This is a genomic window from uncultured Roseovarius sp. (genome assembly GCF_913054395.1).
Classification (GTDB): Bacteria; Pseudomonadota; Alphaproteobacteria; order Rhodobacterales; family Rhodobacteraceae; genus Roseovarius.
In genome coordinates this window covers 1-15253 of record NZ_CAJXIP010000024.1, presented here as the reverse complement: position 1 = coordinate 15253, position 15253 = coordinate 1, and the positions used below count along the sequence as shown (strand labels likewise).

At 59.8% G+C, this 15253-nt stretch carries 14 protein-coding genes and 1 tRNA gene; 6 read left to right on the top strand and 9 right to left on the bottom strand.

Features of this window, described 5'->3' with window-relative positions; all coding sequences use genetic code 11:
- Positions 1 to 293 precede the first annotated feature (293 nt).
- Positions 294 to 1175, top strand: a complete 882-nt coding sequence (locus QZ522_RS05495) for a hypothetical protein (protein ID WP_294608491.1) — start codon at positions 294 to 296, stop codon at positions 1173 to 1175.
- Between the two features lie 322 nt (positions 1176 to 1497).
- Positions 1498 to 2226 (top strand): AbrB family transcriptional regulator, encoded by a 729-nt coding sequence (locus QZ522_RS05490; protein WP_294608489.1) that lies wholly within the window; start codon positions 1498 to 1500, stop codon positions 2224 to 2226.
- 507 nt (positions 2227 to 2733) lie between these two features.
- Here the strand turns inward: QZ522_RS05490 and QZ522_RS05485 are convergent.
- From QZ522_RS05485 to QZ522_RS05465, 5 genes are all read right to left on the bottom strand, one after another.
- Positions 2734 to 2808, bottom strand: a tRNA-Glu gene (locus QZ522_RS05485).
- 123 nt (positions 2809 to 2931) lie between these two features.
- Positions 2932 to 4689, bottom strand: a complete 1758-nt coding sequence (recJ, locus tag QZ522_RS05480; protein WP_294608487.1) for a single-stranded-DNA-specific exonuclease RecJ — start codon at positions 4687 to 4689, stop codon at positions 2932 to 2934.
- A gap of 90 nt (positions 4690 to 4779) precedes the next feature.
- A complete protein-coding gene (gene glpX, locus QZ522_RS05475) occupies positions 4780 to 5745 on the bottom strand; it encodes a class II fructose-bisphosphatase (protein ID WP_294608485.1) in 966 nt (321 codons plus the stop codon).
- A gap of 90 nt (positions 5746 to 5835) precedes the next feature.
- Complete coding sequence (locus tag QZ522_RS05470) at positions 5836 to 7122, bottom strand: homoserine dehydrogenase (protein WP_294608483.1); 1287 nt, start codon at positions 7120 to 7122, stop codon at positions 5836 to 5838.
- Positions 7123 to 7221: 99 nt separating this feature from the next.
- Complete coding sequence (locus QZ522_RS05465) at positions 7222 to 7509, bottom strand: hypothetical protein (protein ID WP_294608481.1); 288 nt, start codon at positions 7507 to 7509, stop codon at positions 7222 to 7224.
- Between the two features lie 112 nt (positions 7510 to 7621).
- On the opposite strand from QZ522_RS05465, the gene QZ522_RS05460 reads away from it, so the two are divergent.
- The gene (locus QZ522_RS05460; RefSeq protein WP_294608479.1) at positions 7622 to 8209 is read left to right on the top strand and encodes a TetR/AcrR family transcriptional regulator; all 588 of its coding nucleotides are present in this window, start codon (positions 7622 to 7624) and stop codon (positions 8207 to 8209) included.
- Between the two features lie 35 nt (positions 8210 to 8244).
- On the opposite strand, the gene QZ522_RS05455 is transcribed toward QZ522_RS05460, so the two are convergent.
- Positions 8245 to 9156, bottom strand: a complete 912-nt coding sequence (locus QZ522_RS05455; protein WP_294608477.1) for a pirin family protein — start codon at positions 9154 to 9156, stop codon at positions 8245 to 8247.
- A gap of 167 nt (positions 9157 to 9323) precedes the next feature.
- Here QZ522_RS05455 and QZ522_RS05450 point away from each other — a divergent pair, with 167 nt between their 5' ends.
- Complete coding sequence (locus tag QZ522_RS05450; protein WP_294608475.1) at positions 9324 to 9806, top strand: hypothetical protein; 483 nt, start codon at positions 9324 to 9326, stop codon at positions 9804 to 9806.
- Here QZ522_RS05450 and QZ522_RS05445 read toward each other — a convergent pair.
- From QZ522_RS05445 to QZ522_RS05435, 3 genes are read right to left on the bottom strand one after another with little or no spacing between them, the layout of a single operon-like run.
- Entirely contained in the window at positions 9803 to 10387 is a 585-nt protein-coding gene (locus QZ522_RS05445) for a TadE/TadG family type IV pilus assembly protein (RefSeq protein ID WP_294608474.1), read from the bottom strand. The two genes, QZ522_RS05450 and QZ522_RS05445, sit on opposite strands and share 4 nt — an antisense overlap.
- Position 10388: 1 nt before the next feature.
- Complete coding sequence (locus QZ522_RS05440; RefSeq protein ID WP_294608472.1) at positions 10389 to 10925, bottom strand: TadE/TadG family type IV pilus assembly protein; 537 nt, start codon at positions 10923 to 10925, stop codon at positions 10389 to 10391.
- Positions 10922 to 12712 carry a Tad domain-containing protein gene (locus tag QZ522_RS05435; RefSeq protein ID WP_294608471.1) on the bottom strand — a complete coding sequence of 597 codons (1791 nt, stop codon included), beginning with the start codon at positions 12710 to 12712 and terminating at the stop codon, positions 10922 to 10924. The genes QZ522_RS05440 and QZ522_RS05435 overlap by 4 nt, the downstream gene beginning before the upstream one ends.
- Before the next feature lie 325 nt (positions 12713 to 13037).
- Here QZ522_RS05435 and QZ522_RS05430 point away from each other — a divergent pair, with 325 nt between their 5' ends.
- Together QZ522_RS05430 and QZ522_RS05425 are read left to right on the top strand one after the other, a co-directional pair.
- Positions 13038 to 14468, top strand: coding sequence for a Glu/Leu/Phe/Val dehydrogenase (locus QZ522_RS05430; protein WP_294608469.1), 1431 nt, complete (start codon positions 13038 to 13040; stop codon positions 14466 to 14468).
- A 127-nt stretch (positions 14469 to 14595) separates the two neighbouring features.
- Positions 14596 to 15253 (top strand): FAD-dependent oxidoreductase (locus QZ522_RS05425; protein ID WP_294608467.1); only part of this gene is annotated, 658 nt, incomplete at its 3' end.

Here is a 15253-nt window from a genome sequence, read left to right as displayed (position 1 = left end):
CCGAGATACGGTTCGGGGCAGGCGCATAAAACATGCCCTGTTCCGGATCAAACGAAAGGCGCTCGGCCAGCGGCGTTGGCATTGCCGCCAGGGCGCCGCATCGTCACGCCACCCAGATGAGCCAATCACTTTCTCAGTATGATTTGCGGACAGGTTCCGATGTCAGGATTCAAAACCTGAATAGCCCCTGAACGCCCACCTCAATCGATCAACTGCGGCTGTTACGGGCCAGTTGATCTGAAATCGCCTTGTGTTAGGATAAACTTGGCCATTTCGGCTGACTGGGGGAACTCATGTTCAATCCCACCGCAGTTGTGGCCGCTGAATTTGGAGACCACCTAGCCAAGACCTATCTGCAATATTTCTCAGGGCGCAAGGGCGAGTATGCTGCGTTTTTAAGTGGCAGCGCGCGCATGTTGCTTGAGCGGTTGGGCAATTCCGACGCTCTTTACCACAATGCCGAGCACACCATGATGGTGACGCTGGTTGGTCAGGAAATCATCCGTGGTCAGCTTGTCACCCGTGCGGTGCAGCCAGAGGATTGGCTGCATTACATCGTGGCGCTTCTGGTGCATGACATCGGATTTTCCCGCAACATCTGTGAAGGAGATACCGACACCGAAGTGGTGATCAACGAGGCCGGAGACCGGATTAGCCCGCCGCGCGGCTCGTCGGATGCGTTTCTCGCGCCCTATCATATTGATCGCGGAGAGATCTATGCCCGTCAGCGCTTTGCCAAGTCCGGGCTGATTGACGAAGAGCGGATCGCCCAGTGCATCGAGTACACCCGGTTCCCGACGCCGGATGACCCGTTCTATGCTTGTACAGAGAGTGAAGCCGCTCTGGTGCGTGCCGCAGACCTTATTGGCCAGATAGCCGACCCGTTTTACCACCGCAAGATCAGCGGGCTTTACTACGAGTTCGTGGAAACCGGCTATGCACAAAAGCTGGGGTACAGCACACCGATGGACCTTATGGAGCAGTTTCCGAATTTCTTCTGGCAACAGGTGCAACCTGTGATCGGCCCCGCGCTAAGGCACCTTGAGAGAACCATGGATGTCAAGCAATGGGTGGCGCAGCTTTATAACCATGTCTTTCAGGTCTCGCACCGGGCCAGTTGCCTTGGGCCATTTCCGGGTCCGGCAAATGCCGGGCCTCAGGGCGGTGAGAATTAAGGCGTTCGGGGCAATGTCGCCACGCCTTTGATCGGTCCGTAAATATCCGGAGCGCCTTGGGCCATTCGGGCATTGCTGGTGCCGGAAAAGAGGCGGAAAGGGCTTCGTGACGGATGATTGCGCTTGATCGAATTCAGGGCCAGAACAGCGAATGTTTTAAAAATTATCAAATTTTATAGACACTTAAGACTTCGAGCAAAAAGATAAAAAGAGCTCGATCTGTCTTGGGGGCGCATAATGAAAACGGCGCTGAAATCAGAGCTTGGCCAGATGGCCAAGCGCTCTATTGCGGTTTCTGTGCGAAGGTTCGCGCGGATGACCCTTGGCAAGTTTACCGTCCGAAAGACTGACCGCAACGCTGCGTGTAGGCGCGTATTGTGGCGATTGCATCCCCCTTTTTAACGAGCGCCTTTTTTCGGCATTGCTTCTGATAATCATGTTGCTCGTGATTTTGGTCCCACCTGCAATCGTCGCGCTCGATGGGACGCTCAAAGATCCGGTCGCTGCGCTCAGCCGTATGGATTGGTCCGTGTCGGGTGCAATCTTGCTGTCTGTGACAGGCGTTCTCGGCGCGCTGCTCGCGCGTTCTGTGCGTCTGGCCAACCCGTTCTTTGTGGGCACGCTGGGTGGGGCTGCTTGCGCCGCCGCATTCAGCCTGCCGATCACCGCTTACCCTTATCCTTTGCTGGTTCTGGCGCAAATCTTCCTGGGTGTCTGGCTCGGCGCGGTTTTCGACCGTGACCTCATGCGCCGCGCGCGCGGCTTTATTCCCGGCGCGGTGCTTGCGTCCCTGCTGCTTATCCTCCTGTGTGTCTGCATGGGCGTGGCGCTCACCTATATCACAGGCGAGACATGGCAGGTCATGCTATTATCCACCGCTCCGGGAAGCGTGACCGAAATGGCCCTGACCGCGAAGATACTCGAGGATGGGTTGGCTGTGGTGACGGCATTTCACGTTGTTCGCATATTCATCATCCTGCCCTTCGCGGGCTCTATTATCGGTCTGACGGTTCGTGTGACGGATCTTTGGGGTTGGCCAACAAATCAATAGTTACAGTGAGCTTCTGTCTTTTTGTTGCGAATGCAACCTGTCGGGCGACGTGCGGCGATTGACGGCCCGGATCAGCCAACCGGTTGTTCCGGTCAGCAGAAAGAACAGGACCCAATCGGTACGATGCGATATGTTTCATTTTCGATACGGCACTTTCAGCAGACATTCAGCATTCTCTGGTCAAAGTCAGCTTCGTCCGCAGTCCTGACCTTCGCCACTTCGCATATTGGGCTCATGCAGCGAATGTCCGCTTCGACGGGGTGCGACGCAGCATCGCGACTCCTCGGTCAAGGTCCGCTCTGGGCCGGAAACGTTTCTGCGCCCGTGAACAGATTCGCCTCGGTGCCCGCCCCGAATTTCTTCTTTCCAATAGACAATGGCCGGGCAAGATTCGCCCGGCTTTTTTTGTGTTTGAAATCCCGTAATAAGCAAGGGCGGATTTAAGGGCGGATGGTATCTCCCCTCTGTAGCAAAAATTTTGTAAAAACAGTGCTTTATGAGGGTAAATGGCAGCCCGTAGGGGAATCGAACCCCTCTTTCCAGGTTGAAAACCTGGCGTCCTAACCGATAGACGAACGGGCCAGCGTTGGCGTGTCGCGGTACTAGGCAAAACGGGCGGGCTGCGCAAGAGGGATTTTGTAAAAACTTCACCTTGGCCAAAGAAAATCTGCCGGGGGGCAGATGCGCTGTGCTTACCCGCTGTTTTCAGGGTGCCAAAGTGGCCGGTGCGGCATCTTCCAGGCGCAGTTGTACCGACTGGCGCCCGTTCCAGGTGTTGATCTCCAGCCGCCCGGCAAGGTGGAAACGTGCACCGCCATGGGCCATCAGGGCAGGACCCAGAGCACCGTCGAAGGCGCCGAAGGCAATCGCGTCAAGGCTCGCCCCCATGCCATCGCCAAAGCGCAGCTTCAGGTGACTGTCGCCGACCTGTTTGGCAAAGCTGATCTGGCAGTCGGGAAAGACGTAACGCGGCCCCGGCGCGCCTGCGCCAAAGGGACCGGCCGCGTCGATCTGTTCGATCAGTTCAACCGTGGCGGCGCCCGGCATCAGGACCCCGTCCAGCCGAAGATCAGCCGGGCCAAAGGTGTCGGAGCCCTGCTTTGCCAGCAAGTCGGACAGCCGCGCCATCGCCTCGTCAAGCCTGTTGCGGGCCACGCTCAGGCCTGCGGCCATCTTGTGTCCGCCGCCCTTGATCAATAATCCCTCGGCGGCGAGCCGCTGAATGGCGGCGCCAAGGTCGATGCCCGCGACCGAGCGACCAGAGCCTTTGCCCTCGTCCCCGTCAAGCCCGATGACGATGGCGGGGCGGTTGGCGGCCTCTTTCAGGCGGCTGGCGACGATGCCCACGACGCCGGGATGCCAGCCCTCGCCTGCGGCCCAGACCAATGGCGCATCAAAACCGCGGGTTTCGGCCTGTTCCATGGCAGCGGCGCGCACATTCGCCTCGACCTCGCGGCGCTCCGAGTTGAGCTGATCAAGGCGTTCGGCCATTGCACGGGCCTCGGCCGGGTTGTCAGAGGCCAAAAGCCGTGCCCCAAGGTCCGCGCGTCCGATCCGCCCACCTGCATTCACCCGTGGCCCAAGCAAAAACCCAAGGTGATAGGCATTCGGTGTTGCATCCATCCGCGCCACATCGGCCAGGGCCACAAGGCCGGGGCGCTCGCGCCGTGCCATGATCCGAAGCCCCTGGCGCACGAAGGCGCGGTTGACGCCGATCAGCGGCGCCACATCGGCCACGGTGGCCAGGGCCACCAGATCGAGAAACCCCATAAGGTCAGGCCCGCTCCGACCTGCCTCACGCAACTGGCGTCCGGCCTCGACCAGCATCAGAAAGACTACGCCAGCGGCACAAAGATGCGCCAGATCACCGGTCTCGTCCTGCCGGTTGGGGTTCACCACTGCATGGGCTTGGGGCAGGGTCTCGCCGCCAAGATGGTGGTCGAGAATCACGACATCGGCGCCCTTGGCGGCGGCCACTGGCGCATGGCTGAGGGTGCCGCAATCGACACAGACGATCAGGTCATGCGCCGCCGCCAGTTCGGCCATGGCGGGCTCGTTGGGGCCATAACCCTCTTCAATGCGGTCGGGAATATAGAGGGTCGGGGCGGGCTGTCCCATCTGGCGCAGCCAGTCGATCAAAAGCGCCGCAGAGGTGCCGCCATCGACGTCGTAATCGGCAAAGATCGCGATCTTCTGTCCCGTCTTCACAGCCAGAAGAAACCGCTCGGCGGCCAGCTGCATATCGCGCAGGCTGCGCGGATCTGGCAAAAGGTCGCGCAATGCTGGCGCAAGGTATGCCTGTGCCTCTTCCGCCGGAACCCCAAGCCGCGCCAGTGTCTGGCACAGCGGCCGGGGCAGGGCGGTGGCCTGCGCCATCGCCTCGGCCAGCCGGTCGCGCTCAACGCCGGGGCCGCACCATTTGCGCCCGGAGAGCGAGGATTCGATGCCAAGAAAACCGGTCATGTTGCAGGCCCCTGTTTCTTCTTGCCACAAATATCCCGGGGGAGTCGCCCGAGGGGCGACGGGGGCAGCGCCCCCGAACCTGCCCACAGATCAGTCAAGCGGGCTGCGATAGATCATCCGGCGCAGCGACCCGGTGCGCGACCGCATGAGTACGGTTTCGGTTTCCACATAGCCGCGGCGGCGTTTGACCCCTGCGGTGATCGAGCCGTCGGTCACCCCGGTGGCGGCAAAAATCACGTCGTCGGTGACCATTTCATCGCGCGCATAGATGCGGTCGAAATCGGTGATGCCGGCCTTGGTAGCGCGTGCCTTTTCATCATCATTGCGGAACACGAGACGGCCCCACATCTGCCCGCCCATGCATTTGAGCGCACTGGCCGCCAGCACGCCTTCGGGGGCGCCGCCGGTGCCCATGTACATGTCGATGCCTGTGCGCTCTGCCTCGGCACAATGGATGACGCCGGCCACGTCGCCGTCGGGGATCAGGAACACCGCCGCGCCGGTCTCGCGCAGCTCGGAAATCATTTCCTGATGGCGCGGGCGTTCAAGCACGCAGACGGTGATCTCGGCGGGGCGACAGCCGCGCGCCTTTGCCAGGGCCTCGACCCGCTCGCGCGGGGACATCGCAAGCGAGACGACATCGGTCGGATAGCCCGGTCCGATCGCAAGCTTTTCCATGTAGGTGTCGGGCGCGTGCAACAGGGTGCCGCGCGGCGCCATGGCAATCACGGTAAGTGCATTTGGCATTGCCTTGGCGGTCAGGGTGGTGCCCTCAAGCGGGTCAAGCGCGATATCCACGCCGGGGCCTTCGCCGGTGCCGACCTCTTCGCCGATAAAAAGCATCGGGGCCTCGTCGCGTTCGCCTTCTCCGATGACCACCACGCCCTTGATCGCCATCATGTTAAGCTGGTCGCGCATGGCGTTGACGGCGGCCTGATCGGCGGCCTTTTCGTCGCCGCGCCCGATCAGCCCGGCGCAGGCCAGGGCCGCCGCCTCGGAGACGCGGGCGAGCCCAAGAGACAACAACCGGTCGTTGAAAACAGTATCAGAGGTCATAAGCAGGTCCTTGTAAAACGGGTCGCAAAAGCATTAACGCCCGACCCCGCAGCGCACAAGGGCGCGGCGATGGGGCTGGCGCCTCTGCGGTCAGACGATCTCGATGCGCAGCGCGACCGGATCAGCGGCCAGAACGTCAAGCCTGGCGATGCCGGCAAGCGCCGTGTCAAGCGCGCTGCGGGTGGTTTTATGGGTCACGATAAGCACCGGCGCGGTGGTCTTGTTGTGGCGGTACTGGCGCATCCGGTCGATGGAAATCCCGGCCTCGCCCAAAAGCGTTGCCACCTTGGCCAGGGCGCCGGGTTTGTCGACCAGCGACATGCGCAGGTAATAGGGTACGGGCGTCGCGGTGCTGGCGGGCTTAGCTTTTGCAAGGCTGCCGGCAGGCTGACCAAAGGTGGCCAGCCGAAAACCGCGCGCAATATCCATGACATCGCCGATCACGGCGCTTGCGGTGGGCCCCATCCCCGCACCGGGACCGCGCAGCACGATCTGTTCGACATTGTCTCCCTCGAGCACCACCATGTTGGTGCCGCCTTCAAGCTGACCGAGCGGGCTCTTGGCCGGGACAAGACAGGGCGACATGCGCTGCTCAAGTCCGCGACCGGTCATCTGCGCCACACCCAGAAGTTTGATGCGATAGCCCATGTCGGCGGCATGGCGGATATCCTCGATGGTGACCTTTTCGATGCCCTCCAGCGCTACGGCGTCGAAATCGACCTGAACCCCAAAGGCAATCGCCGACAGCAGTGCCAGCTTGTGACCAGCATCAATGCCACCCACGTCAAGCGTCGGGTCAGCCTCGAGATAGCCAAGCTTGTCGGCCTCTTCGAACACCTCCTGATAGGGCAGGCCCGCCGAGAGCATGCGCGTCAGGATATAGTTGCAAGTGCCGTTCATGACACCCATGACGCGGGTGATCTCATTGCCGGCCAAGCCTTCGGTCAGGGCCTTGATTACCGGAATGCCGCCCGCGACAGCGGCCTCGAAACGGATCACGTGACCGGCCTTTTCGGCGGCAAGCGCAAGCGCCTGACCGTGATGCGCAAGCATCGCCTTGTTGGCGGTGACCACGTCCTTGCCTGCGGCAATCGCGGCCTCGGTGGCGGCTTTTGCGGGGCCGTCGCTTCCGCCCATCAGTTCGATGAACACATCGACATCATCGCGTTTGGCAAGGGCGACGGGATCGTCCTCCCAGGCGTAATCGGCGAGGGACACGCCGCGATCCTTGTCGCGGTTGCGTGCCGAGACGGCCGTGATCGCGATCGGGCGGCCTGCGCGGGTGGCCAGAAGATCGGCCTTCTGACGGATGATCTTGACGACACCGGTGCCGACCGTGCCCAATCCGGCGATGCCAAGGCGCAGGGGTGTGTTCATGGGGCTCTCCGATTGTCACTGAAAGGGTCTGGATGCGCGATGTAGCGGGTTCGCAGGCGCCATGCAACGCGGCTTGGGGTGATTATCGCGCGGATTTTGTCAATTGACGCCGCTTTCCAGGCGTTCCTGCGTGTCGGCATCGACCACACTTCCCTTGAGACGGGCCGCCCGCGCCTTGAGGCGGGCAGAGCGATCGGCAAGATCGGTCGTGCTTTCGGGGTCGGTGGGCTCTGGCGGAACCTGTGCCACGATATCCTTGACCGGCACCAGATCAGGATAGGGGGCCGCGCGCGCGCCTGCGCTTTCCTCCAGCTTCGGAAAAGGGGTGCAGCCCGCGATCAGGCTTGCGATCAGGGCGGCCATCAGGGGGGCGGGGCAAAGGCGCATGCCGGATGTGACCTTTCTCAAAAGGGCGGCTTTCGATCCCTCTTGCCATTCTTTTGGGGGCCAGAGCAAGCAAGGGCTTTGATTTGAACGTATGTTCAGATAAATCTTGGGGATGGCACGTACCCAAGGCTCTCATTCCGATATCACCGGCCCCCGCGTTCGCGAGGCGGCACTGTCACTTTTTGCACGCCATGGCTATGCAGCGGTGTCGATGCGCCAGATTGCCGGCGCGGTCGGCGTGCAGGCGGGGGCGCTTTACAATTATACCCCCGACAAGCAGACGCTGCTTTACGAGTTGATGAAGGCGCATATGGATGAGTTGCTGGCGGCGCGCGCGGCCGAGCCTGTGACGGATGATCCGATGGCGGCGTTGGAAGGCTTCACCAGGTTTCACATCCGCTTTCACGCGCGCCGCCCCGAGGCGGTGTTCATTTCCTACATGGAATTGCGCAATCTCAGCCCGGAGAATTTCGCGGTGATCGAAGAACTGCGCAAGACCTATGAAACCCAGCTTCAGGATATCCTGCACCGCGGCGTGGCAGCGGGCTGTTTTGCGGTTACCGACGCGCGGATCGCGAGTATGGCGCTGATCGCGATGCTGACCGGGGTCAATACATGGTTCCGCGAAAAGGGACGGTTGAGCCTGCCGGAGGTGGAAGAGATTTATTGCGACATGGTGCGCAAATCCGTGGCGGCCTGAGCGGTTTTTTGCGTCGGCCGCCACGGGGGACAGGTCTAATGCGCGGGTTTGATGAAAGTGCCGTTGCGCAGGTCGGCCATTGCGGTGCGCAACTCGTCCTTGGTGTTCATCACTATCGGCCCGTGCCAGGCGACCGGCTCGGCGATCGGCGCGCCTGAGATTAGCAGGAAGCGAATACCCTCGGGACCCGCCTGAACGGTGACTTCGTCGCCGGTGCCAAAACGGATCAGGGTGCGATTACCCGAGAGGTCGCGAATATTCACCTCTTGTCCGGCCACCTCTTTTTCAAGCAGCACACCTTCGGGGGCGCTTGCATCTGCAAAGGCGCCCGCCCCTTCGAACACATAGGCAAAGCTGCGCCGGTAGGTGTCGACGGGAAAGGTTTTCTTCACCCCCGGCGGGACCGAAATATCAAGGTACTGCGGGTCTGCCGCAATCCCGTCGACCGGGCCGCGCTTGCCCCAGAAGGCGCCGACGATCACACGCACTGCGGTGCCGTCATCATCGACGATCACGGGAATATCGGGCGCGCTCACGTCCTGATAGCGCGGCGCGGTCATCTTGAGCGATGAGGGCAGGTTCGCCCAAAGCTGAAACCCGTGCATCTGCCCGCTGGCGTTTCCCTTCGGCATCTCCTGATGCAGGATGCCCGAGCCGGCGGTCATCCATTGCACATCGCCCGCCCCCAGGCGGCCCTGATTGCCAAGGCTGTCGCCATGTTCCACCTCACCGGCCAGAACATAGGTGATTGTTTCGTTGCCGCGATGGGGGTGCCAGGGAAATCCCTGGGCATAATCTGCCGGGTTTTCATTGCGAAAATCATCAAACAGCAGGAACGGGTCAAGCTCGGTCGGGTTGTGAAAGCCGAACGCGCGGTGCAGGTGAACGCCGGCCCCTTCCATCGTGGGCTGTGCCTTGCGGGCTTCAAGTATCGGTCTGATCGACATGGCATGTCTCCTTTGACCCCATATATAGCGCCTCGCATGCGCGGCGTCATGGTCCGGGCCTGTTCAGCATTCAACCGGCGCTGTGCGTTTTTGAGCGGCCTGCGGGAATGCGCCCCCTCGCCAAACCCGTGCGGGCGGGGTAAAGCCAGCCAAAAGGGAGAATGCGGATGCAAGATGATCAAGTTCTGGCGGTGTTGAGGGCCTCGACCCCACGGCGGGTTCTAGGGGTGGTGGCGCTTGGGTCGCTTGGCCTGTTGATGCTTTATCTGGCACTGGTTCAGCCGCCGGCCATGCTCTGGCAACTGATCATGGTGGCCCTCGGGGTGGTGATCCTCTGGCTGGCAGAGCGGATGTGGCGCGCTACGGCGCGCACGCTCGAGTTGACACGTGAAGGATTGCGCAGCGATGACGGTGTGATGATCGCGCCGCTTGGCGATGTTGCCAGTGTCGAGAGGGGGGTGTTCGCCTTCAAGCCGTCAAACGGCTTTTCGATCCGGCTCAAGCGCAAAGCCCCGACCGCATGGCAGCCGGGGCTTTGGTGGCGTGTCGGGCGGCGCATCGGGGTTGGCGGTGTTACGGCAAGTGCCAATGCCAAGGTGATGGCCGAGGTCATGGAAGACCAGATGAACCGGCTGAACGCGCCTGATTAGGGCGTGCAGACGCTCGTATAGCAGAGCTGCGAAGCAAAGCGCAGCGTCATGAACATGCGGGTCTCAATGGGAACATCACGCATCAGGCCATTTGTGACCACCGGTTCGTAAATCGATCGATTTTCCACGACGACAAGATCCTGCCCGTTCACCATGAGCGGAAAGACGTCATGCGCGTTTTGCACATCTGCTTGTGTCAGGGCATTCATTGCTCCCTCACCCCGCATTTCTGACCAGCGCAGTTCGAATTCGTCGATACCTTGATCCGGGTCCACGTGGTAGCGAACGACAGAGATACGAAGCTGGTTGTCATCTTGATCGCCCGTCATGGAGTCGAACAGAGACTTCGCGTTGTCGATATAATGGTTTTTGATCACAGCGGTTTCACGCGAGAGAATGTCAGCCACGGTATAGGTGGCTTTCTCGCGCTGGCTCTGATGCCTGTAGAGTTCGTAATATTCGTAGGAAAACACCAGGCCGACGATAAGAAACGGTGCCATGATGATGGTCTCTACGGCAGCGGTCCCATGTTCGTTGGAAAAAAAGCGGCGCAGGTTGGATATGATTCGCATGCGTCCCATGTCAGAGAGGCTCCTGTACGAAGGCGGTCGTTGCCACAATTGCAGCTTCGCCGCTTGAATCCTTGGCCAGTGCAGCGCCTAGAACTGCGTTGGGAAAGATCGGTTCGAATTTTACGCAGGCCCGCAGTACCATCAGTTGGTTTTCCACGCCCGGAATGAAGGCGCGGACCGGTTTTGTGGGTTCGGTGTTGTCGGTGCAGTCCGGTGTGTCACTCAGGGCTGTGTAATTGCGCAGGTCGTTCGGGACCATTTCAAGCTGTAATTTCTCTGCGCAGTTCGTGATGATGATGGCTCTCTCGCAGATGATCGCCTTGGTCTCGTCATGTGTGGGCACAGTGCCGGTCCCAAGGCGAATTTCGCGTACTGCGATATCCAACCCGCGTTCAAGCATGGTGGCGCGCAGTGTCACAAAACCCAGCTCGACCGAGAACAGCAACAGGACGAAAAACAGCGGGACCACCATTACGAATTCCATGGACGCGGTTCCGCTGTCGTCTCGCATAAAGGCGCGCAGCAGATTGGTCAGGCGACGTTTCATTGTGTAAGCCTCAGATGTCTCACGTTGGCCGCGATCGAGCTGAATGCGCCGCTGATATCAGCGCCTGTAGCGCGATAGTAATGCGATGGCGAGGTTGCGCATTTGATGAGTTCGTTTTCTGCGGTCCCACCTTGGGGCACTTCGAAACCGATGGTGTAAACCACGACGTTTTGAGTCTTGGTGGCGCTGCAAACTTTTTGCATAAGAATGTTTTTCTTCGCACCATCGACATTTTCGAAGGCAAAATATTCGTCTATGGCATCCGAACTTCCGACAACGGAACTGTAATAATCAGGCGACATCAGGCCCCAGGCCTCTTCCCAGTCGAGTTGAATCGTTTCGATGTATCCGGGAACGGTTGTGCTCAGATTGTTGAACTCCAGGGATGTGATCCATGCGGGTTCGCCCCTGGAGGCCGCGCCGACACTGTAATACTGGCGCTTGCTCTCGCTGAAGATATAGTAGACCGACTCTTTCGGCCCGTTCTCTTGGTAGATGCATTCCCACTTGGGATTGGAGCAGAGATCTTCGCCCTCGGTGCCATATACTTTTCTGTCGACATTCTTCACGTTGTACGCATAGTCGAAGATCCGGTCCTGATAGACCACCTCGTAGAGATCGGACGCCACCCCACGGTATTTCGGCGGATCGACGTCGAAAAAGTAGGATGTGGTATTCGCACCGTCGCCCATGAAGATAATAACCTTCAACGTGTCGGGGTCATCATAATCGGCGGGTACATTCACCAGGGACGGATCAAGGTCGTTGGAGGCGATCATCGCTGAGGTCACCTGACGGAATGTCGGATCAAGCAGGGCAGCGCCCCAGTTCATGCCGTCATTGCCCGATGTATTCCCATCCGGAACAAGTGAATCGACCTTCGCATGAAGCTCTGCCTCGTCGGTGGAGTAGGGCAGAATGCGCATCGGCTCTTCATTGTAGCACGACCGCCAGGTTTGATCGAGATCATCAAAGCCGCCATAGACCGAGGTGTAGATCATCTGGTTGGCCGGGATGCCGCTGCTGAGAGAGGAGGTGCCGCTTGTCAGCTCGGAGTGGTGGTAATCATTTTCCTGGAACTCGAGGCAGGTCGAGTAATTATGGCGATCATCCACCGCGAGGGCGTTGTAGATCGACTCGGGCGGCGAAACGGAGAAACTGAACGGGACGATCGACATCACGACACTTCCCTTGTTTTCGGAATCGACCGCGCCAACCGTGTCTGTAATGAACTTTTTCGCGGCCCCCTTGAGATTGGCCATCTTGGAGTTTTTGGCCATCGAGCCCGAGACATCGAGAACAAGGATGCCTTCAAGTCTTGGGATTTCGACCTCTGCTGTGGAAGTAGCGCCAACGCTAAGCGTGTCTATCCCGTTCAACTTCATCAGGTAGGTGTCGAGCGAGATGTTTGCACGCGCAGTGATTCTGGCGTGGTTGAGCGTGGTGGTGATATCACCTTCCTGCTCGGCCTGAAGATATTCTTCCTTGCCGGCCTTTGCGAAGTAATCCTCGACGATTGCGCGGGCTTCGGTCGCGTTTCTGGCCGATGCCCCGGCGAGAACGGCCCTGTCGAGTGTGGCCTGCAAGGCGGCGCGTGCCGTCTCGTGGCGCATACTGTCGAGGGCAACGCCGCCCATGATCAGGAAGGTTACAAAGATGAAGAAAGCAAGCATGGTAACGCCACCATCTTCCTTATGCATGAACCGTGCCGCCCATGCGGGGGCTCGTGCTGACCGATTGCGGAATTGGACATCGCAACCAAACTGTTTTTTGCAGTTAATAAACATTTTTCACCTCTATCGTGACAGCATGGGCCGTCGGACCACGTGTTCCACCATCGTTCTTTCTGAACCTGACTTGTGACCGAATTAAGGCGGAAAACCGCCGAAATTGGCGAGGTTAACCATTTAAAATCAACAATATAAAACGGGCATGGATATTGTCCGTAGCGTAGAAACGAAGAGGCGCGGTTTCGGCCAAGGAGGGGCGAGGTTTTACGTTTTTCCCTGATGGGTGGACAAAATGGCCATAGACCTTAACCATGTTTCAAGACTTTGGGCACAATGATCCGCGAAAACGCGGAGGGTCAAAGGTCGCATAAGGGAGAGGACAATGAACGCTGTTAAAGAGCCAAGTTTTCGCGAGAGTGTCGATCTGATGTTCAACCGGGCGGTCGCCCTGATGGACCTGCCGCCGGGGCTTGAAGAGAAAATCCGCGTCTGCAACGCGACATATACGGTGCGTTTCGGGGTGCGGCTGCGCGGCCAACTTCATACCTTCACCGGCTATCGCAGCGTGCATTCGGAACACATGGAGCCGGTCAAGGGCGGTATCCGCTATGCCATGGGCGTCAATCAGGACGAGGTCGAAGCGCTGGCGGCGCTGATGACCTATAAATGTGCGCTGGTCGAAGCGCCGTTCGGCGGGTCCAAGGGCGGCTTGCGGATTGATCCGCGCGAGTGGGAAGAGCACGAGCTTGAACTTATCACCCGGCGGTTTGCCTATGAGTTGATCAAGCGCGATCTGATCAATCCGGCGCAGAACGTGCCCGCCCCCGATATGGGCACCGGCGAGCGCGAGATGGCCTGGGTGGCGGATCAGTACAAGCGCATGAATACCACCGATATCAACTATCGCGCCTGCGTGACCGGCAAGCCGATCAACGGCGGTGGCATTCAGGGGCGGGTCGAGGCGACAGGGCGGGGTGTGCAATACGCCCTTCAGGAGTTTTTCCGCCACCCCGAGGACGTCGCGGCGGCCGGTCTTAGCGGATCGCTTGATGGCAAGCGCGTGGTGGTGCAGGGCCTTGGCAACGTGGGGTATCACGCGGCCAAGTTCCTGCATGAAGAGGATGGCTGCCGGGTTGTCGGCATCATCGAACGCGATGGCGCGCTTTACAATGAAACGGGTCTTGATGTCGAAGCGGTGCACGAGTGGATGCGCAAGCATGACACCATCAAGGGCTTTCCCGATGCCACCCATAGTGCCGACGGGGCGGAGGTCCTGGAAACCGACTGTGACATTCTGATCCCCGCCGCGATGGAGGGGGTGATCAACATGCAGAACGCCGCCCGCATCAAGGCGCCGCTGATCATCGAGGCGGCGAATGGTCCGGTCACTGCGGGCGCCGATCAGATCCTGCGGGAAAAGGGTGCGGTGATCATTCCCGACATGTACGCCAATGCGGGCGGGGTCACGGTCTCTTATTTCGAGTGGGTCAAGAACCTCAGCCATATCCGCTTTGGCCGGATGGGGCGGCGTCAGGAAGAGGCGCGCCATCAGCTTATCGTGGATGAATTGCAGCGTCTGGATCAGCATCTGGGCGATGCCTGGGTGATGTCGCCCGGCTTCAAGCAGAAATACCTGCGCGGCGCGGGTGAGCTTGAGTTGGTCCGCTCGGGGCTGGATGACACCATGCGCATCGCCTATCAGTCGATGCGCGAGGTCTGGCATGATCGTCATGACGTGACCGACCTGCGCACGGCGGCCTATCTGGTGTCCATCGCCAAGGTCGCGGCCAGCTATCGTGCAATGGGCCTTTGAGCGGATGAGCATCGTCGCCCTGCACGCTGGATGAGGTGACGAAAAAAATGGCAGGGCGGTCGCTCTGCCATTGCTATCCCCGGCCTGACTTGGTTCAGTCGCAGTAGTGTATCAAGAGGGGCTTTCAATGCGGTTTTCGGGATGGCGGGTTCTGAAAGAGGGCCTGACGGGCAATAAGGGCTGGTCCGCGCACTGGCGCGATGCCGTGCCGAAATCCGAATACGACGTCGTGATCATCGGTGGCGGCGGGCATGGGCTTGCCACAGCCTATTACCTTGCCAAAAAGCATGGGATCACCAATGTTGCGGTTCTTGAAAAAGGCTATCTTGGCGGTGGCAATATCGGGCGCAACACCACCATCGTGCGGGCCAATTATTTCCTGCCCGGCAATTCGGAATTCTACAGCCATTCCCTTAAGCTTTGGGAGGGGCTTGAGCAGGATCTGAATTACAACGTCATGCATTCGCAGCGCGGACAGATCGTGTTGTTCCATTCCGACGGACAACGCGATGCCATGGCGCGGCGCGGCAATGCGATGATCAATCAGGGCGACGATGCCGAGATGCTGGACCGGGCCGCCTTGCGGCGGATGGTGCCCTATCTCGATTTTGACAATGCCCGTTTTCCGGTTCAGGGCGGCGTGCTTCAGCGAAGGGCCGGCACGGCACGCCATGACGCCGTGGCCTGCGGCTATGCGCGCGCTGCCAGTGAACGCGGCGTCGACCTTGTCCAGAACTGCGAGGTGACCGGGATCGACATTGAGGGCGGCGTTGTCAAAGGCGTGC